The following is a 19,233-nucleotide window of genomic DNA, read 5'->3' as shown; positions in this document are numbered from 1 at the left end:
ACGGCGGACCCGCGCCAGGACGCCGTCCGACCCGCGGTCCGGTGCCCGGCCGGTCAGTGCGGCACCGGCCCCCGCTCCTGCTCGGCCGCCCACCCGGCGCGGCTGATCGCGTACACCCGGACCGGCCGGCCGCACGACGGCTGGACCGCCTCCCGGTCCAGCCGCATACCGAGCTTGTGCATCACCCGCTCCGACGCGGTGTTGCCGACCTGGTGGACGCTGACGATCCGGTCCAGTCCCCGGCCGGCGAACGCGAACCGCAGCGCCGCCCCGGCCGCCTCGGTGGCGTAGCCGTGCCCCCAGTACCGCCGGCCCAGCCGCCAGCCGATCTCCACCGCCGGCATGATCTCCGGCAGGAAGTCGGGGGTCGCCAGGCCGGTGAAGCCGGCCAGCTCGCCGGTGTCGCGGACCTCGACGGCGAACAGCCCGAAGCCGTGCTCGTCCCAGTGCCGCTCGCAGGCGGCGATCCCGGCCTCGGTGCGCGCGAGGTCACTGGTCGAGCCGTCGCCGATCCACCGCATCACCTCGGGATCGCCGTTGATCTCCGCCATCGCCGGCGCGTCGTCGGGGCGCCAGCGGCGCAGCACCAGGCGCGCGGTCTCCAGGACGGTCATCCGCGCTCCCGCAGCGCGTCGGCGAACGTGTCCAGACCGAGCGGCCCGAGCCCGATCGCCTCCGTGTGCCAGCGCTTGAGGTCGAAGCCGGCGCCCTGCCGCGCCCGCGCCTCGTCGCGCGCGGCGAGCCAGACCCGCTCGCCCAGCTTGTACGCCGTCGCCTGGGCCGGCCAGCCGCAGTAGCGGATGATCTCGCTGCGGACCCGGTGCTCGGCGCACCGTCCGCGCTCGCGCAGCACCGCCTCGGCCACCTCGAACGTCCAACGCGGGCCGTGCCGGCGCGCCTCCGCGGCGGGCAGCGGCAGGTCCAGGTGCAGTCCGATGTCGATCACGACCCGCGCGGCCCGCAGCGCCGAGTCCTTGAGCATGCCCAGCCGGGTGCCCGGCCGGTCGTACCAGCCGAGCTCGTCGGCGAGGCGCTCCGCGTACAGGGCCCAGCCTTCGCTGTGGCCGCTGACCCCGTTGAACCGGCTGAAGCGCGACAGCCGGTCGCCGGCCACGCGGCTCTGGCCGATCTGGAGGTGGTGGCCGGGTACGCCCTCGTGGAAGGCGGTGGTCAGTTCCTGCCACACGCTGAACCGCTCGCGACCGCCGACCGACCACCAGGTGCGCCCGGGGCGGACCAGGTCCTCGCTCGGCCCGGTGTAGTACACGGACACCACGTTCGACGCGGGTGCCAGGACGACCTCGACCCGGCGCAGATCCGGGTGGATGTCGAAGTGGACGCCGTCGGCGCGCGCGATCGCGGCGTCGTGCTCGTCCTGCAGCCAGGCCCGGTACGCATCCGGGCCGTCCACGTACTCGGTGGCGTCCAGCGCCGCCTCGACCTCGTCGAGCGGGCGCCCGCCGGCCTCCGCGGCCAGCTCGTCCTCAATCCGGTGCAGCTCCGCCCAGCCCCACTCGTACGCCTCCCGGGCGTCGATGTCGGCGCCCAGCGAGAGCCGGCTGAAGACGCGGTGCCGGTCGGGCCCGACGCCGTCACCGTCGGCCGCCGCCGGCACGTAGCCGCCGCGCAGGTACGTCGCGGTCTGGCGGTAGGCGGCGTGCGCGGCCGCCGCGGCGGCGGCCAGGTCGTCCCGCAGCGGCCCGGTACCGTACGCGGCGACGAGGGCGTCATGGGTACCGGCGGCGTAGGCGGCGGCCGCATCCGCGGTCTCGACGGCCTGCCGGCGGGCCGCGGGCAGGCCGCGGGACAGCCCGAGCGACAGGCTCTCGCGCCAGCTCGCCAGCATCGCCGGGACCGCGGCCAGCCGGGCGACCACCGGCTGCCAGCCGTCCGGGCCGTCGCGACGCACCAGGTCGACGCTCTCCCGGACGGCCTGTACCCGGCCGAACGCGGCGGCCAGGTCACGCATCCACTCGTCGCTGTCGTACCAGGCCAGCCGCGCCTCGAGGCGCTCGCGCAGGTGACTGGCGGCGAGCCGGTCGCCACCCGGAGTCGCCGCGAGCCGGCGCAGGGTGTCCCGGATGAGGTCGGCGCGCGCGGCGGCACCATCCGGGCCGTAGTCGGTACCGGCGTGGTCGTGGCCGGCGATGCCCTGGTAGGTCGCCGCCACCGGGTCCAGCGCCGCGGACGCGGTGACGTACCCGTCGGCGAGCGCGAAGATCGGATCAGCCATCGGGAAACCGTACGCCGCGCCGACCCACGGCGCCGACCCACGATCGGGCGCGGCAGGTCCGGCCAGGGATGATGGGCCGATGGGAGAGATCGTTCTGGTCCGCCACGGGCAGACCGAGTGGAGCCGGTCGCACCGGCACACCTCGTACACCGACCTGCCGCTGACCTCCGAGGGTGAGCGGCAGGCGAAGGCGCTGGCCCGGATGCTGGCCGGTCGCCGGTTCGTGGCCGTGCTCGCCAGCCCCCGACAGCGCGCGCTGCGCACCGCGGAGCTCGCCGGCCTCACGGTCACCGCCGTCGACGAGGATCTGGCCGAGTGGGACTACGGCGAGTACGAGGGGGTGACCACGCACGAGATCCGCCAGTCCCGGCCGGGTTGGACGCTGTGGACCGACGGCAGCCCCGGTGGCGAGTCTCCGCAGCAGGTCGGCGAGCGCCTCGACCGGGCGATCGACCGGATCCGGCCGCTGCTGGTCGACGGTGACGTGGCCGTGGTGGCGCACGGGCACGCGCTGCGGGTACTGGGTGCCCGCTGGATCGGCCTGCCCCCGTCGGCCGGCGGGCTGCTGCGGCTGGACACCGGGACCCTGTCGGTGCTCGGCTTCGAACGGGAACAGCGGGTGATCACCCGCTGGAACAACCCGGTCGACTGACCCGCCCGGTCACCTGATCTGCGGCGGGCGGCCCTCGTACGGCGTGGACAGCACGACCGTGGTGCGGGTGGCGACGTTCGCGGCCTTACGGATGTCCTGCAGCAGCCGCTCCAGGTCGGCCGGGCTCGCGCAGCGCACCAGCAACAGGTAGAAGTCGTCGCCGGCCACCGAGTAGCACGCCTCGATCTCGGGCAGGTCGGCGAGCCGGTCCGGCGCGTCGTCGGGCTGCGACGGGTCGATGGGCCGGATCGCCACGAACGCCGTGAGCGGCAGACCGAGCGCCTCGTGGTCCAGCCGGGCGGCGTAGCCCCGGATCACGCCGCGCTGTTCGAGCCGGCGTACCCGCTGGTGCACCGCGGACACCGACAGGCCGACCTTGTCGGCGAGGTCGGTGTAGGACTGCCGGCCGTCTGCGGCGAGCGCGGCGAGAATGGCCCGATCGGTCTCTTCCACGCCCGGAAAACTACACTGCCGGCCGGGCCGGAGGGCGGAGTCCCGTATTTCACTCACGCCCTCCGGCGGTGGCTTCACTCACGTCCCCGGGTCCGCCCGGCGGTCCGGGTGCGGTCAGTCTTTCGTCAGCGCGCGGGAGATGACCAGTCGCTGGATCTGGTTGGTGCCCTCCACGATCTGGAGCACCTTCGCCTCCCGCATGTACCGCTCGACCGGATGGTCGGCGACGTAGCCGTACCCGCCGAGCACCTGCACGGCGTCGGTGGTCACCCGCATCGCCGTGTCGGTGGCGAACAGCTTGGCCTTGGCCGCCTCGGCGCCGTACGGGCGACCGGCGTCGCGCAGCCGGGCGGCGGCGAGCACCAGCGCCCGGGCCGCCGACACCTGGGTGGCCATGTCGGCCAGCAGGAAGCCGACCCCCTGGAACTGCGCGATCGGCCGGCCGAACTGTTCGCGCTCCCGCGCGTACGCGACCGCGTAGTCCAGCGCCGCCTGCGCCAGCCCGACCGCGCACGCGCCGATGCCCAGGCGCCCGCCGTCGAGGGCACTCATCGCGATGCGGAAGCCGCCGTTCTCCTCGCCGAGGAGGCGGTCGGCCGGCACCTCCGCCCCGTCGAACACGACCTGCGCCACCGGCGAGGAGCGCAGGCCCATCGTGCGCTCGCGCGCCTGCGGCAGGACGCCGGGCGTGGCCGCGTCGGCCAGCAGGCACGACACCCCGGCCGCGCCGGGGCCGCCGGTGCGGCCGAAAACGTTGTAGAAATCGGCGTGCCCGGCGTGGGTGATCCACGCCTTGGTACCGGTCACCACGTACCGGTCGCCCCGGCGGACCGCCTTCGTCGTCATCGCCGCCGCGTCCGAGCCGCCGGCGGGCTCGGACAGGCAGTACGCCCCGAGCAGTTCGCCGCCGAGCATCTCGGGCAGGAAGCGTTTGCGCTGGGCGTCCGAACCGAAGGCGGCCACCGGGTAGCAGGCCAGGGTGTGCACCGACACGCCTTCGGCCACGGCCAGCCACCGCCGGGCCAGTTCCTCGATCACCTGCAGGTACACCTCGTACGGCTGGGCGCCGCCGCCGTACTCCTCGGGGTACGGCAGGCCGAGCAGGCCGGCGCGGCCGAGCGTGCGCATCAGGTCGCGCGGGAACTCGCCGCGCGCCTCGAAGTCGTCGACGCGGGGGGCGAGTTCGCGGTCTGCCAGCTCACGGGTGAGGTCGAGCAGCGCGTACGCCTCGTCGCTGGGCAGGATGCGCTCGACGTGGGAGTGCACGTTCACGTGGTCACCAGATCCGTGGGGTGAGGTTCGTCCGTGGTCCTCGTTGACCACACCGTCAGCTTAACGGTCGTTTGGTTTTGCGCGGAGGCCACCGTGGGCCGGCCGGATCGCGGCACCGGCGTCGACGCCGCGGTCGGCACGGGCGTGATCGCGCCGAATACCGGGCGCACAGCTACCGGCGCGATGGACGCCGACAAAACGTGCGGGGACGGGGCGACCGTCTTTCGCCATTTGAGAAAGCCGTGAGGAGCGAGGGTACCCTCGCTGGCGTGTCGCGGTTTTCCGCCGGCATCCTCGCCGCGACTTTCCGATATATCCGGCAAGTCTGGTGGCTCATTTCGGACGATTCAAGTAATCCGTCACCATCGGCAGGGCCGCGCTAAGTGATTACGAACAGTCGCCTGAGTGTTACCGCGAGGCGGTCGACCACCCCCCTGGTTACCGGCGCGCGCCTCGGCGGGGCCGGCGGTCGGCCTCCGCGGCAGTTCAGCCGGCGCGGATCGGCGACACCGGCGCCTCACCCTCCGCGATCGACCCAGCCGTCTTTTGGGATAAAGATTCCCATTTGCCTAACTCACTGCGCGCAATTGAACCGCTTCAAATACCGCCAGTAGTCAACCGTCGATACCGGAATCCGGATCACCCACCGGCCCGGCGAAACAGTTAGCAGACCTTAACGGCGTGCCGCCGGCATTCACCCGTAGCGACGGACGTTTAAGCCCGCGCGGCCGGGCAAGAAACGCGGGCCGAGAGCACTCCGTACCCGTATCTTGACCATGGGTATGTGGTGACCAGTCCCATTGGGGGGAGGTGGGGGCCGATATCCGCGACACACGTGGAAACGGGACCGGACGGCCGCCGTTCCACAAATCACGTCCTGTCCGCCGTCTCGGAACTGCCCGCACAACGACGGCTCAACGCGCCCCGGGCCGGCCGGGCGCCTCGTGACGTCCTCGCTCCGGGCGGCCGGCGAAGACCGGCCAAGCCCACCAACGGCGAGCCGGCCATGTCCCCCGCACCGGCCGGGCCGACCGCGCCCGCCGCCGACCCGGCGGCATCCCCGATCACCGGGCCGCCCCCCGCGGGCGCCGCGTCGTGGACACCGGCCGACGCGCGGTACCTGGTACCGGCGTTACCGGCCACCCACGTCCGCCGTACCCGCCTGCTCGACCGGCTGGATCTCGCGCTGCGCCACCCGGTCACCCTGGTGGTGGCGCCGGCCGGCTGGGGCAAGACCGTCCTGCTCAGCTCCTGGATCCGCGCCGACCGTGCCGGCGGGCCGGTCGCCTGGGTCGGCTTCGAGACCGCCGCCGGGCCCCGGGCCTGGCAGCACGTCGTGGAGGCGCTGAACCGGGCCGGCCTCCCCGTCGAGGCCGACGGCACCATGCCGGACCGGCCGGCCCCCGTGGCCCCGACGGTCCTCGTCCTCGACGACATCCACCTGGTCAGTGACCGGGCCGTGCTCGCCAACGTCGAGCGGCTGCTGCACCAGGGCGGACCGGCCCTGCGGGTGGTCATGCTCTCCCGCTGCGAGCCGCGCCTGCCGCTGTACCGGTGGCGGCTCACCGGACAGCTCGCCGAGGTCCGCACCGAGCAGCTGTCGTTCACCCCGGACGAGGCGTGCGCGCTGCTGCGCCGGCACGAGCTCGACGTACCGCGGGCGACCGTGCGCACGCTGCTCGGCGTCACCGAGGGCTGGGCCGCCGGCCTGACCCTCGCCGCGCGGGCGATGTCGTGGCACGGTGAGCCCGACCGCGTCGTCGAGGATCTGGGCGTGGGCGACCGGGCCTTCCTCGACTACCTCGACCGCGAGGTCCTGCACCGGCTCACCGACGACCTGCGGGAGACGCTGCTCTACACGTCGGTGCTCGAGTACGTCTGCCCCGGCCTGGTCGAGGCGCTGACCGGCCGGCACGACGGCGCCCGGGTGCTCGGCGAGCTGGAGCAGGCCAACGCGTTCGTCGTCTACCGCGGCGGGGCGCAGGGCTGGTACCGGTACCGGCGACTGCTGCGCCGGGCGCTGCACGCCGAGCTGGGCCGGTCGGCGCCGGAGCGGATACCGGCGCTGCACACGGCGGCCGCCCGGTGGTACGCGCGCAATGGCCTGCCGGCCGAGGCGCTGCGCCACTGCCTCGCCGCCGGTGACTGGGACGCAGCGATCCTGGTACTGGTACAGAACTGGCGCGAACTGCTGACCGGCTACGGCGGGGGCAGCCCGCTCACCTCCCTGCCGGCGCCGCCCGACGCGGTCGCCGGTGACGCCCGGCTCGCGCTGGCGTTCGCCGTCGCCCACCACGACGCCGGCGACCTCGACGGGATGCGCGCGTTCCTGCGCCGGGCGGAGTCCAGCCCACACCTGGACGAGGCGACGATCCCGATCCTCCACGCCACCCAGCTGGCCGAGGCGCGGACCTCCTGGGACGCCGACCGCACGCTGACCGCCGCCGCCCGGCTGCTGGCGAGCGTCCGAGGCGCGCCGGCGGGGGTCCTCGACGAGGTCAGCGCCATGGCGCTGACCGCGACCGGGGACGCCGAGTTCGCCCTCGGCCACCTGGAGGCGGCCGAGGTGGCGGCCCGCGAGGCGCTGCCGCTGGCGCGCCGCAGCGGGTCCGGCCGCGGGTACGTCGCGGCCCTACGCCAGCAGGCGCTCGTCGACCTGGCCAGGGGGCGTCTCGGCTCGGCGGTACACGCCTGCCAGCTCGTCCTCGGCGCGGTGTCGCGCGCCGGCTCCACCCAGGTCGCCGAGGTCGGCTGGGCCCGGATCATCCTCGGCAGCGTCTGTCTGGCCCGCGGCCGTCTCGACGAAGCCGCGTACCACATCGATCAGGCCACCGCCGGCATGGCACAGCCCGAGCCGGCCGTCTGGACGAACGCGGCGATCGCCCAGGCCCGACTGCACCTGTTACGCGGCGAACCGGCGCGCGGACTGGAGGTCCTCGCGACCGCCGCGGTCGACGTCGGCGTCGACGGCCTGCCTCCCGCGTGCGGCATCGCCCTTGTCCTGGTCGAGGCGGAGCTGCGCCTGGCGCTCGGGGATGCGCGTACCGCCGGCCGGCTGGCGGCCACGGCCGCGAGGGAAGGCACCCTCCCCGAGTGGGCCGCGGTCGTCTGCGCCCGGCTGCACCTGGTGGCCGGCGAGGCGTCGGCCGCCGCCGCGGCGGTCGGCCCGTACGCCACCGGCACCGGTACCTCGCGGTACACGGCGGAGGCGTGTCTGCTGCACGCCGTGGCCCTGCGCGCCCTCGGCAACCGGCTGGCCGCCGGCCGCGTCGTCGAGCGCGCGCTGCACCTGGCCAACGCCGCGGGCCTGCGCGAGCCGTTCCTGGTCAACGCCCCGCTGGCACGCGACCTGCTGGTGACGCACCTGACCGCCGGTACCGGCTACGCCAACGTCGTCACCGACGTCACCGGCGCGGTGGCCGTCGACCGGCCGGCCACCGCGGCGGCGCGGCCGGCCGGCATCGAACCACTGACCGAACGGGAGCTCATCGTCCTGCGCCACCTGCGCAGCATGATGTCCACCACCGAGATCGCGTCCCTGCTGTGTGTGTCGGCCAATACGGTGAAGACCCACGTCAAGAACGTCTACCGCAAGCTGGGCGTCGGCCGCCGCCGGGACGCGATCCGCCGGGCACAGGAGGTGGGCCTGATCTGACCGGCTGTTCGGCCGTATTTCACCGGCCGAACGGGTACTTCCCTGCCCCGAACGGGCCCTCGCACGGCACCCCGTCCGGGTGGTCGTGCCGCGCGAGGGCGCCCGCGACCGAACATCACCCGGTTCGGGGGAGCCGGCCTCACCACACCGCGCCAACCATGGTGTGTCAGCGGACGCAGCACGGGAGGTGCGATGGAGGACATCCGCGCTGGTGCGCGCGGCGCCGTGGCGATCGACCCCGGAACCGGCGCGGCCGGCCAGGGCCTGGGCTGGGGAGCCTGGTACCTGGGGACCGACCGGGTCGAGTGGTCCGAGCGGCTGTACCGGCTGACCGGTCGGCGCCGCGCCGACGGAGCGCTCGCGCTGCCGGTCTTCCTCGACCTCGCCGCGCCCGACGACCGGGGCCGGCTGACGGCGGCCGTCGACCGGCTCCTCGACAACGGCACACCCGTCGACGTCGAGTACCTGATGCGGGCCGCGGACCGGGCCAGACCGGTGCGGGCCACCTTCGAGCTACAGCCCGGACAGCGGACCCTGTACGCGGTCGTCAACGACCTCACCGAGCTCAATCGGGTCCGCGACCGGCTGCTCGTCAGCCACCGTACGGTCGTCGCCCAGCAACGCGCGCTCGCCCAGCAGCGCGAGCTCAACGACCAGCTCCAGCAGGTGATCCTGCCGGTACCGACGACCGTCACGGACGTGAACGGCACGCGGGTCGCGGTGCGCTACCTCGCCGCGGACGACGGCACCGACGTCGGCACCGACGTCGGCGGCGACTGGTACCTGGCCCTTCCGCTGGCCGACGGCGACGTCGTGTTCGCCGTCGGCGACGTCGTCGGGCACGGTCTGGCCGCGGCGCCACCGATGATCGCGCTGCGCCACGCCGCCGCCGCGTACGCCGTCGCCGGCCACGAACCGGGTGAGGTGCTCGCGGCCCTCAACACGCTGCTGTGCCGGCAGGGTGGCTACGCGACCGCGACCGCGGTGGTCGCCCGGTACCGGCCACGCACCGGCGAGCTGCGGTGGGCCCGGGCCGGCCATCCACCGATCATGGTGGCCGGGCCCGACCGGGTGGACACCCGGTACGAGCCGGCGGGCATCCTGCTGGGCGTGTACCCGGAGGCGGTCTACGAGCACGCCTCGGTCCGGCTGGGCCCGGACGACGTGGTGCTGATGTACACCGACGGGCTGATCGAGCAGCGCGGCCACGGCATCGACGAAGGCGTCCGGGACCTGGCCCGCGAGGTCGCCGAGGGCGTACGGGCACCGCGCGCGGACCGGCTGACCTCCATCCTGGACCGGCTGCACCGACGCAACCCCACCGACGACGCGTGCATGCTCGCGGTCCAACCGATGCGGGTGGGGTAGGCCCGGACGCGGGCGGGGTGGGCGCAAATTTCACCCTCGCAGGGTGATGGTCACTCACCCGGTCCCGGCGTTCTATATGGACAAGGCACGACGGAGTGCCGGGGGTGGAGGCGTTCATGGCGGCAGTGGAGACCCGGACATCGGTTCGCGGTGGGCGCGAGCACGCGGGCCACCCTGCTCCGGTATCCGCACAGCACCGACCCTTGCCGATGGCGGCCGGTGTTGTCGCACTCGCCGCAGGGTCCACGCCGCTGAACGGGCCTCCGATGGTGTGCCGGCCGCGATCGCCGCGCGGCCGGCACACCGCTTGACCTTACTGTCCGGGGGGTACGAACGCGCCGGTCCGGTTGACGCCGGGCCGGCGCGTTCGCGGTTGCCCCAAAACCGCGTCCCGGTCGCCGGGCGCGGGAAGGAGTGCCATGCCCATGAGTTACAGCGGGTGGGCGGAGTGGAGGAGGTTCAGCGCCGCGATGCTCGCCCTCGTCGGGGCGTTCAACGTGGTGGAAGGTCTTATCGCGATCTACAACGCGGACGGGGTCAGCCTCGACCGGCACCGGGTGCTGCTGCTGGGCGCGACCGGCTGGGCACAGGTCACGACGGCCCTCGGGGCGTTGCTGCTGGCGCTCGCGATCTGGCTGTCGCTGGTCACGGTCCGGGTGCGCCTCGCCGCGCTGTCCGTCGTCGGAGTGCACGCGCTCACCCAGCTCGGCGTGCTGGCCGCGTACCCGGCATGGGCGTTGCTCATGATCTCGTTCGACGTCGTCATCATCTTCGCGCTGACCGCGACGCCGGCCGGCTCCGCGGCCAGCGTCGCCCGGGGCGGCACGCCCGTCGCACCGGCCGACACCGGCCGCGGAGCCACCGGGGCCACCGCGGCCACCGCGGTGCCGGCCGGGGCCAAGCGGACCGGCGTCGGCCGCGGCGGCAACGCACCGGGCATCACCGCCGGCCGGGACACGGGCACGATGCTCCTCCGGCGCGGCCACCACGGCGACGAACGCGTGGGGTACCGGCCACGGCACCAGGTGGCGATGGCCGCGTCGGTCATCGTGGGCAAGCCGGCCGACGCGGTCGCGGCGGGCACCGCGGTCGCGGCGGGTACCCGGGCACTGCCCGCTGGTACGAAGGCACCGACGGCGACCCCGGCGAGCGACCCGAGCACGGCGCGGACGGCCGGTGCGCCGGACACCGCGCCGGCAGCCGGTGCGCCGGACACCGCGCCGGTGACCGCCACGATGATCGGTGCGGTGGCGCGGAGCACCACAGGTGCGGCCGTACCGGGTCCGCGCAACCCGGCACGGGGTGTCGCCCCGCCCATCATCGGCGCCATCTCCGGCCGGTGGCCGGACGCCGGCAGACCGGCCACCAACTGACAGACGCCGTGCGTTTTCCCACGAGGGCGCCCCGCTCCCCCCGTGCGCCGGGGTGGCGCGGGGCACCGTCGTCCTTCGGATCGGTGACCAGCACCTGGCGGGCGCGCACCACAGGCAGTCCGCCGCGGACCCGGACAGCGGGGCAAGCGGAACCGGGCCGCGTCCTGGACATCACCGCGCGGCCGTCGGCGCCGACCCACGGTGGCTCGCCGACGGGATGGTCACACCCGTAGATGACGCCTGGCCCGGGCGGTCGCCGACGTCGACCCCGGACGTACCACCGGCCGACCTAGAGCAGGTTCAGCTCGCGCGCCCGCTGGATGACCTCGCGCCGCCGGCCGGCCCCGAGCTTGCGGTAGATGCTCTTCATGTGGGTCTTCACGGTGTTGACCGACACGCACAGCATCGACGCGATCTCCGCTGCCGACAGCATGCTCTGCAGGTACCGCAGGACCGTCAGCTCCCGCTCGGTCAGCGGCTCGGGCAGCCGGTTCGCCGTCACGTTCTGCCGGGCCGCGCCCTGCGCCAGGTCGCCGGCCAGGTCGTCGGCGAGCCCACGGTAACTGCTGCCCGCCGGCACGTACGTGGTGAGCAGTTCTCTGACCGCGTGCCCGCCCTCCAGGAACGGCCGCCGGATGTCCTCCTCGTCGGCCAACCGCAGCGCCTGCTCCACCGACCGGCCGGCCTTCGTCCGATCGCCCAGCGCCCGCATCGCGCGCGCGTACGTGAGGTTGGCCTCGATGGTCCACAGCAGCGACGTGCCGCCTGGCTCCAGGTGCGCCACCACCGCGGACGCCGCCGGCGACGGCCGCCGCTCGGCCAGGTGGACCTTGGCCTGTACCAGCGTGAACCACACCGACAGCAGGTCGGGTGGCGGGACGCCGAGCAGCCGCTTGGCGGCCGCCGGTTCGCCGGCCTGCACGTGCAGGTCCGCCTCGGCGAGGGTGAGCGAGTGCCACAGCATCGGGGCGATCTGGCAGTCGACGAGCTGGCGGCGCACCACCGACAGGTCACCGGCGGCGCCGGCGACGTCACCGCCGGCCGCCTGCAGCCGGGCCCGCACGATGGCCGCCGAGGCGACCATGCCCGGGTCGACGAGGCCGCCGCTGTTGACCGCCCGCTCGAGGTAGTACACCGCCGGCCGAACCCGGTTCTGCTGGTGGCAGACGTCGGCGAGGGTCAGCAACGTCCACACCAGGTCACTGCCCTGGATCAGGCCGTGCTGGTCGGCCAGGCTGACGGCCTCCTTCGCGAACCGTACCGCGGCGTTGAGCCGGCCGCGGGCGGCGTTCAGCGCGGCGAGCTGGCGCAACGACGCGATCTGCGCCTGCGCCACCCCCGAGCGCCGGGCGTGCACGAGCGCCTCCTCCAGCGGCGCCTCGGCCGCCTGAAGATCACCCTGGCTGAGCCGCGCGCCACCCATCGCCACGAGGGCCAGGGAGCGCAGCTGGTGGCTGTCCCCTTCGGACACCGGTACGTCCTCGCGCAGCAGCAGCGGCGCCGTGGCGAGGACCAGGTCGGGATCGCCGGACAGGTGCGCCTCCGCCACCCGGAACGCCGCCACGATGGGCCGCAGCCGGTCGCGGGTCTCCTCGTCGTCCGACGCGTGCTGGCAGCGGTCGACGAAGTGCAGGAACGTCTCGGTGGCCCGCGGGTCGCTGGCATCCAGGCGCTCCGCGGCGAACGCGAGCGCCAGCCGCGGATCCTGCTGCACCCGCTGCGGCGGGGTCGGGACGACCTCCTTGAGGGTACGCAGCCGGGCGCCGGGCACCAGTTCGTGCCAGCTCGAGTCGACCACGGCGACCGCCTGGCCCCACTCCCCCGCCGCCAGGGCGTGCCGGATCGCGTCGGCGGGCATGTCGTGCGCGAAGTACCACTCGGCCGCCCGCCGGTGCAGCTGCGGCAACTGCTCGGGCCGGTGGTGGCGCAGCTCGTTGTAGAGCATCAGCCCGAACAGCGGGTGGCAGCGGTACCAGCCGCGGCTGCCACTGCCGTGCGCCACCAGCAGGTTGGCCTGCTCCAGCGAGGCGAGGATGCGCTCGCCGTCGGTCCGCCCGGTCAACGCCTGTACCAGCTCGGGGCGGACCTGGTCGAGCACGGACGTGGCCAGCAGCACCTCGCGGACGTCGTCGGGCAGCTTGCCCAGCACCTCGCCGACGAGGTACTCGCCCAACGCCCGGTCGTGCACGGCGAAGTCGGGTACCACGCTGTCCGGATCGGGGTGGTCGGCGATCGCCAGCGCCGCCAGGCGCAGGCCCGCGGCCCACCCCTCGGTCATCGCGTGCAGCCCCACCAGCGCCGGCTCGGCCAGCCGTACGTCGTGCGCGGCGAGCAGTTGGCCGGTCTCGGCCAGCGAGAAGGCCAGCTGGGTGCTGCGGATCTCGGTCACCGCTCCGCGCATGCGCCACCGGTACAGCGCGAGCGCGGGGTCGGCGCGGCAGGCGAGTACCAGCCGCAACCGGCCGGCGGCCCGGCTGAGCAGCCCCTCCACCTCGGTCCAGAGCCGGGGGTCGGTCACCTCGTGCGCGTCGTCGACGACCACCACGACGACCGGACCGGGCACCTCCAGCGCGGCGGCGACCGCGTCCACGACGTCCCGGCCGTCGTCGGCCCGGTACGCGAACGGCTCGGCGCGGGCGAGCGCGGCGGCGAACCGTTCCCAGAAGTCCGCCGACCGATCGGGCTCCGCGGTGAACCAGGCGACCGGACCGGGCGCGCGTCCCTCGCGTACCCACGCCGCCAGCAGGGTGCTCTTACCCCAGCCGGCCGGGGCGGAGACCAGCGTCAGCGGCTGGGTGACCGCCTGGTCGAGCAGGTCGAACAGGCGCGGCCGGGCGACCAGGTTCGGGGGCGGCTGCGGGATCGCCGGTTCCGGCAGCAGCGGTTCGAGGTTGTCCGGAACGAACGCGTCGATGACCGCGACGGTCGGTTGCGACCTGTTGTCCGACGTCATGCCGGCCCCCGCCGTCCGGCGCCGGTCCGGTGGCGTGACAGCCACTCACCCCGATGTCCCGCCCCGTGGGACCTCCCGAGATCGTGATGGCCGTGTCTGGCGTTCACCCGGCGGTCCCCCCGCCCGTTGATGTGTGACACGCCGGGAATTCTTTAGGCGGCCGAGGTGATCCGTCTTCACCCCGTGAAGGTGAACGCCGAGCGCCCGCGGCGACCTCACCGGCCGGGGTCGCGGCCGGTCCGCTCCAGCATGCGGCCGGGTCGGGTGAGCCCGCCTCGCTCGCGCCGGACGACACCGGCGGCCGGGGCACCGCGGGCGACGGCGGTCGGGGCGCGGCGGTGCCGGGGGCGACGGCGGTCGGGGCGCGGCGGTGCCGGGGGCGACGGCCCGCCGGCGTGCCGGGCCGGGCGGCGACGCGGCACCGCCGCACGCACGATACTGCCGAGGCACCCGCCCGGGGCGTCCACCCGTCGCAGGTGACGCGCGTTCACCCGATGCCCCGCCAGGATCGACGGCGTCCATGGTTGGCATCGGCAATACAGGGAGGTGGCCGCTGAATGGGCTCGCCAGGCGGGCCGCGACAGGGAGCACACTCACCCGCCGGGCGGCTCACCGGCCGACAACGCCGCCCGCTCCTGCCGCACGCGACGCGCCATCACCCGCCGGCGAGCCCGGCCGAGCCGTCCGGGAAGGAGAGGCACCGAGATGACCCAGCGTACGAACGTATGGTCGGGCTGGATCAGCTTCGCCGCGGTCCTGCTGACGATGATCGGGGTATTCAATCTCGTGGAGGGCACGGCCGCGCTCGCGATGGGTACGGTCGGCTACATCGATGAGGGACGCCTCGTCGTGGTCAACGTGACGACGTGGGGTGTGCTGGCGGTGGTCTCCGGGCTGCTGCTCGGCGCCGTCGGACTGGGGCTTCTCCTGCGCCACGAACTGGCCCGGTTGGTGGCGGTGGTCCTGGTAGCCCTGCACGCGCTCGTCCAATTGACCGCGCTCGCGGCCTTCCCGATCTGGTCGCTACTCATGATCGCCCTGGACGTGGTGGTGATCTTCGCCCTGACCGTCCACTGGCCGCAGGCTCGGGAGGTGCCCGACAGCTGGCCGGCCGCCGACGCCACGACCGGCGGCCGGCAGGTCTGAGGCGTACCGGTGCGCCGGCTCCCCGGTGATGTACCACGCTGTGGCTCCCGGTGACCTACCGACGATTCGACTCCCGGTGGCGTCCCGCACGTGTGCGGCGCCACCGGGACGCTCGATCATCACGGTTGCGCGACCACCATGACCGCCGCGTCACCATCCCCGGGTCACCACCACTGCTCGTGGCGCAGGACGCGCGCCTTCGCCGCGGCGAACTCCTGGCTGGTCAGCACACCCCGCTCCGCCAGCTCGACGAGCTGGCTGAGCTGGGCGACCACGTCGTCGCCGGCACCGGACGTGGACGGGGGCGTCGAGATCGGACTCGGCGGCACCGGACGGGGTGGCGTACGGGTCAGCCAGCCCCCGGACAGCGTCCCGACGGCCTCCTCCGCCCTACGGTGTGCCAGGCCGATGCTCAGGGCGCCGCGGAGCAGCGGCGCGCCGTGCCGACGGTGCGATGACATGGACTTCCTCCTCGGGTACTCGACGGCGACGGACGGGGCCCGCGTCAGCGGACGGCGCGGCCGGGCGCCTCGCGGCGGCGGAGCGCCTCGTCGGCGTACGCCTCGGGGATCCGCACGGCGGCGACCAGCACACCGCCCAGGTCACGCGCGGCGGCGCCGGCCGCGCGGGCCCAGGCATGCTCGACCAACAGGGCGAGCGCGACGCCGCCCGCGTCGAGGGCCTGGCCGACCTCCTCGACGTCGGCGGCGTCGATCAGGGTGGCCCGTGGATCGGTGAACGGGTACCCGGCGGCGAGATCGGCCAGCGCCGGAATGTCGACCAGCTCCTCAGCGCGGACCCGGCCGTCCCGGTCCTTGATCACGACCAGGGCGTCGACGATCCGGACGTCCCCACCGGCCTCGACGGCCCGCAGCACAGAACCGACCCGATCCGGCAGCTCCTCGCCCGAAAACGCCACGACCAGGAATTCGAGTGGGCCGACTCCCGCCATGACCGCTCCCATCCTCTCCGGCCACCGGCCGCGTCGACTGATGTCGCCCGGCGGCGCGTCCCGGCCCGGGCGTTGCCCGCAATGGTGGGGCTCGATCGGGTGAGGCGGCGTCACCCGATCGCGTCACCCGATCACCGCGGCGGGCCGTCACCCGGGGCGGACCAGGGGCGCGCGACCGCGCTCATCCGCCCGGGGTGAGGGCGAGGGGTACGCGCGCACGAGCCGGCCCGTCGGCCCCCGCGGGGACCGGCGGGTCACTAGGCTGTCCGCCGTGACCCGACCTCTGTTGCTCGTCGACACGGCCAGCCTGTACTTCCGGGCCTACTTCGGTATCCCCGAGTCCGCCGTGACCGCCCCCGACGGCACGCCGGTCAACGCCGTACGGGGCCTGCTGGACATGCTCGCCACGCTGGTACGCACCCGGCGGCCCGGGCGGGTCGTGTGCGCCCTCGACGCGGACTGGCGACCGGCGTGGCGGGTGGCACTGCTGCCCGGTTACAAGGCCCATCGGCTGACCGACGACGGCGGCGAGGAGGTCCCGGACGGGCTGACCCGTCAGGTCCCGATCATTCTCGACGTCCTCGACGCGCTCGGCGTGCCGACCGTCGGCGTTGCCGGGTACGAGGCCGACGACGTGATCGGCACCCTCGCCACCCGCGAGCCCGGCCCGGTCGAGGTGGCCACCGGCGATCGCGACCTGTTCCAGCTCATCGACGACGGCCGCGGGGTACGCGTGCTGTACTGCGGCCGCGGCGTGGCCAAGCTCGAGGTCTACGACGACGCGGCGGTCCTCGACCGGTACGGGGTGCCGGCGGCCCGCTACGCGGACTTCGCCGCGCTGCGCGGCGATCCGAGCGACGGGCTGCCGGGCGTCGCCGGCGTCGGCGAGAAGACCGCCGCCCGCCTCGTCGACCGGTACGGCAGCCTGGCCGGCGTGCTCACCGCGCTCGACAACCCGGCCTCCGGGTTCGCCCCCGGCCTGCGCGCCAAGCTGCTTGCCGGCCGGGACTACCTCGCGGTGGCACCGGACGTGGTACGGGTGGCCCGGGACGTCGCGGTGCCGCCGCTCGGCGGTCACCTGCCCGCGGCGGTGGAGGGCGAGCGGGTACTCGCCCTCGCCGAGAAGTGGAATCTCGCGGGCGCCGTCCGCCGTGCCGTCGACGCCCTGACCGCGCCGGCGTGAGCAACCCGTCCGGGCCGGTCGCCGGCTACCCGCGGTGGGCACCCCCGATCCGCGGGTTGACCGGCGCCCAGGTACGGCCCGGCACCGGCATGTCCGCCGGCAACGTCGGACCCACGACGCCGGAGGGCGGACCGGCCACCGCGCCGGGTGCTCCCGCAGCCGGGCCGGGCGGACCCGCCATACCGGCGGGCGGACCGGCCATCGCTGCCGGCGCCCCCGCACCCGGACCGGACGGGCCCGCCGCACCGGCGGGCGGACCACCGGCACCGGGGCGCGGCGGCATCACGTTGGGTCCCCAGGCCGGCCCCTCCGCCCGCTGAGGCGGCGCCGCCTGCTCCGGTGGTACCCGGACCACGGCCCGTACCGACTGACCCGACTCGTCCGGGTGCTCGGCGGAGGACCCGTGTCCCGGGAAGCGCTCGCCCGAGCGGGCGGCCGATCGGTCAGCGGCGTGCGCGGGTGGCCGGCCGGTCGGCGGTGCGGGCTGCCGGTCAGCCGCGGGCGCGGGCGGCCGGCCGGTCGGCGGTGCGGGCTGCCGACCGGTCGGCGGTGCGGCCGGCCGACCGGCGGCGGGCCCGGGCTGCCGACCGGCGGCGGGCCCGGGCTGCCGACCGGCGCCGTCGCCGGCCGGCTGCTCGTCGGTCGGTATGCGCGCCAGGTTCTCCCCGTTGACGGCCGTTGCGGCCTCCAACGAGGGCAGTTCGTCGATCCGCCGCTGCACGCCGCCGAGCTGCTCGGCCAAGGCGTCGCGGTGCGCGCCGAGCGCGTCGACCAGCCACCGCGCCGACGCGATGACCTGGCCACTGACCGCGGCCGCGCGCTCGATCACCCGGCGGGCGGTGTCCCGCGCCTCGGCCACGTGCCGCTGGGACCAACCCTCGACCGCCGCGCGGCGCTCCGCCAAGGTCGCCTCCTCGGCGGCCCGCCGGTGCGCCAGCATCGCCTCCAGCGCCGAGGACGCCTGCTCCGCCTGCTGGCGGGCGGACACCAGGGCGCTTTCGGCCTCCTCACGCATCGCCCGGGTCTCGGCCTCAGCGCGGGTTCGCACGTCGTCGGCCTCCGTGGTGGCTATATCGATGATCTGCCGCAGCCGCGCGCCGAGCACCGCCGACTCCGGCTTGTTGGGGTCGCAGGTACACATGGCGTTCGCCTTCGACAAGTCCTCCAGGCGTGCGGTCAGTACCTGCTCGTTGCGGCGGATGCCGGCCAGCTCCGCGGTCAACTCCTCGATCCGCCGCTGGGTACGGGTCACGTACTTGTTGACCTGCCGCCGGTCGTACCCGCGCAGTGCTCCGTCGAAGGTGGAGTACGCGTTCAGGTCGGCCTCTTCGCCCACGAGCGGGACGTCTTCGCCGGTGGTCTCGGGTACTGCTGCCGGCACGGCAGCCCGCGCGGGTGACTGGTCCATCAATACTCCATTCATTGCCTGTTCGGGGTGGATACGTCCGCAGGAGACGGGCCTGCCCCGGCGCCGTCCGGATATGCCGGTGCCGGGGTTACGCTCTCGTCGGTGTCGGGAACCGGGCGCGCCGGCTCCGCGCCGCCCGTGGTCATGGGTCCGGTACCGGTGGGGGGTGACGCTCCACGGTGGACATCTCGGTCCACACGCGTCCACCCGGTCCGGCCGGGCGCCGCAGCAACGCCGTCCACGGTGGGAAGCAGCGGTCCGCGGAGCACGCGTCCCGGGATGGCGCGCCCCGTGCCCGGACGCCCGGGGACAGCGCGCCGGGGATCGGGCGCACGCGGGTCACGCGCCCGGCAAGCGGGCAGCCGGGAACAACGGCCGGGTGACGCCTGGCCGCTACCGGCCGACGAACCGGCTCGCCGGTCGCCGGAGAGCGCACACCCATGGGGAGCTACCCCTTCCCGCGCCCGTGGACTGCCGCACCGGGGCACCGGCGGCATAACGCCGGTTCGCCCGCAACGTCCAGAACGGTAGGAGCGGGACGGGTTCGTCTTCATCACCCGGACGGGGTGAACCTACTGTGGAGCG

General features: G+C 74.6%; 15 protein-coding genes. 7 read left to right on the top strand and 8 right to left on the bottom strand.

Features of this window, described 5'->3' with window-relative positions:
• Positions 1–53: 53 nt before the first annotated feature.
• Both ACNTMW_RS25990 and ACNTMW_RS25985 read right to left on the bottom strand, forming a co-directional pair.
• Complete coding sequence (locus tag ACNTMW_RS25990) at positions 54–614, bottom strand: GNAT family N-acetyltransferase (RefSeq protein WP_426636431.1); 561 nt, start codon at positions 612–614, stop codon at positions 54–56.
• Entirely contained in the window at positions 611–2,233 is a 1,623-nt protein-coding gene (locus ACNTMW_RS25985) for a DUF885 domain-containing protein (RefSeq protein ID WP_426636429.1), read from the bottom strand. Before ACNTMW_RS25985 ends, ACNTMW_RS25990 begins: the two co-directional genes overlap by 4 nt.
• 79 nt (positions 2,234–2,312) lie before the next feature.
• On the opposite strand from ACNTMW_RS25985, the gene ACNTMW_RS25980 reads away from it, so the two are divergent.
• The gene (locus ACNTMW_RS25980; RefSeq protein ID WP_426636428.1) at positions 2,313–2,885 is read left to right on the top strand and encodes a histidine phosphatase family protein; all 573 of its coding nucleotides are present in this window, start codon (positions 2,313–2,315) and stop codon (positions 2,883–2,885) included.
• A 9-nt stretch (positions 2,886–2,894) separates the two neighbouring features.
• On the opposite strand, the gene ACNTMW_RS25975 is transcribed toward ACNTMW_RS25980, so the two are convergent.
• Both ACNTMW_RS25975 and ACNTMW_RS25970 read right to left on the bottom strand, forming a co-directional pair.
• Positions 2,895–3,338 carry an Lrp/AsnC family transcriptional regulator gene (locus tag ACNTMW_RS25975; protein WP_426636427.1) on the bottom strand — a complete coding sequence of 148 codons (444 nt, stop codon included), beginning with the start codon at positions 3,336–3,338 and terminating at the stop codon, positions 2,895–2,897.
• A gap of 114 nt (positions 3,339–3,452) precedes the next feature.
• A complete protein-coding gene (locus tag ACNTMW_RS25970) occupies positions 3,453–4,604 on the bottom strand; it encodes an acyl-CoA dehydrogenase family protein (protein ID WP_426636460.1) in 1,152 nt (383 codons plus the stop codon).
• Between the two features lie 39 nt (positions 4,605–4,643).
• Here ACNTMW_RS25970 and ACNTMW_RS25965 point away from each other — a divergent pair, with 39 nt between their 5' ends.
• The 4 genes from ACNTMW_RS25965 to ACNTMW_RS25950 all read left to right on the top strand — a co-directional run bounded on the left by ACNTMW_RS25965 (position 4,644) and on the right by ACNTMW_RS25950 (position 11,006).
• Positions 4,644–4,856, top strand: a complete 213-nt coding sequence (locus ACNTMW_RS25965; RefSeq protein ID WP_426636426.1) for a hypothetical protein — start codon at positions 4,644–4,646, stop codon at positions 4,854–4,856.
• A 760-nt stretch (positions 4,857–5,616) separates the two neighbouring features.
• Entirely contained in the window at positions 5,617–8,265 is a 2,649-nt protein-coding gene (locus tag ACNTMW_RS25960) for a winged helix-turn-helix domain-containing protein (RefSeq protein ID WP_426636425.1), read from the top strand.
• Between the two features lie 192 nt (positions 8,266–8,457).
• Complete coding sequence (locus ACNTMW_RS25955) at positions 8,458–9,633, top strand: PP2C family protein-serine/threonine phosphatase (RefSeq protein ID WP_426636424.1); 1,176 nt, start codon at positions 8,458–8,460, stop codon at positions 9,631–9,633.
• 425 nt (positions 9,634–10,058) lie between these two features.
• Positions 10,059–11,006: a DUF7144 family membrane protein gene (locus ACNTMW_RS25950; protein WP_426636423.1), complete on the top strand. Its 948-nt coding sequence runs from the start codon at positions 10,059–10,061 to the stop codon at positions 11,004–11,006.
• A 289-nt stretch (positions 11,007–11,295) separates the two neighbouring features.
• Here the strand turns inward: ACNTMW_RS25950 and ACNTMW_RS25945 are convergent, their stop codons facing one another.
• Positions 11,296–13,959 (bottom strand): winged helix-turn-helix domain-containing protein, encoded by a 2,664-nt coding sequence (locus tag ACNTMW_RS25945; RefSeq protein WP_426636422.1) that lies wholly within the window; start codon positions 13,957–13,959, stop codon positions 11,296–11,298.
• Positions 13,960–14,664: 705 nt separating this feature from the next.
• Here ACNTMW_RS25945 and ACNTMW_RS25940 point away from each other — a divergent pair.
• Positions 14,665–15,105 carry a DUF7144 family membrane protein gene (locus ACNTMW_RS25940; protein ID WP_426636421.1) on the top strand — a complete coding sequence of 147 codons (441 nt, stop codon included), beginning with the start codon at positions 14,665–14,667 and terminating at the stop codon, positions 15,103–15,105.
• 164 nt (positions 15,106–15,269) lie between these two features.
• Here ACNTMW_RS25940 and ACNTMW_RS25935 read toward each other — a convergent pair whose 3' ends face one another.
• Together ACNTMW_RS25935 and ACNTMW_RS25930 are read right to left on the bottom strand one after the other, a co-directional pair.
• A complete protein-coding gene (locus tag ACNTMW_RS25935; protein WP_426636420.1) occupies positions 15,270–15,566 on the bottom strand; it encodes a hypothetical protein in 297 nt (98 codons plus the stop codon).
• 44 nt (positions 15,567–15,610) lie between these two features.
• On the bottom strand, positions 15,611–16,057 hold the full coding sequence (locus ACNTMW_RS25930; RefSeq protein ID WP_426636419.1) for a hypothetical protein: 447 nt from the start codon (positions 16,055–16,057) through the stop codon (positions 15,611–15,613).
• 271 nt (positions 16,058–16,328) lie between these two features.
• On the opposite strand from ACNTMW_RS25930, the gene ACNTMW_RS25925 reads away from it, so the two are divergent.
• On the top strand, positions 16,329–17,240 hold the full coding sequence (locus tag ACNTMW_RS25925) for a 5'-3' exonuclease (RefSeq protein WP_426636418.1): 912 nt from the start codon (positions 16,329–16,331) through the stop codon (positions 17,238–17,240).
• A 25-nt stretch (positions 17,241–17,265) separates the two neighbouring features.
• Here the strand turns inward: ACNTMW_RS25925 and ACNTMW_RS25920 are convergent, their stop codons facing one another.
• Positions 17,266–18,648, bottom strand: coding sequence for a DivIVA domain-containing protein (locus ACNTMW_RS25920; RefSeq protein WP_426636417.1), 1,383 nt, complete (start codon positions 18,646–18,648; stop codon positions 17,266–17,268).
• Between the last annotated feature and the right edge of the window lie 585 nt (positions 18,649–19,233).

The sequence above is a fragment of the Planosporangium spinosum genome (assembly GCF_049999945.1).
GTDB classification, from domain to species: domain Bacteria; phylum Actinomycetota; class Actinomycetes; order Mycobacteriales; family Micromonosporaceae; genus Planosporangium; species Planosporangium spinosum.
The sequence above is the reverse complement of the archived record's forward strand: the minus strand, read 5'-3'. Positions and strand labels throughout refer to the sequence as shown.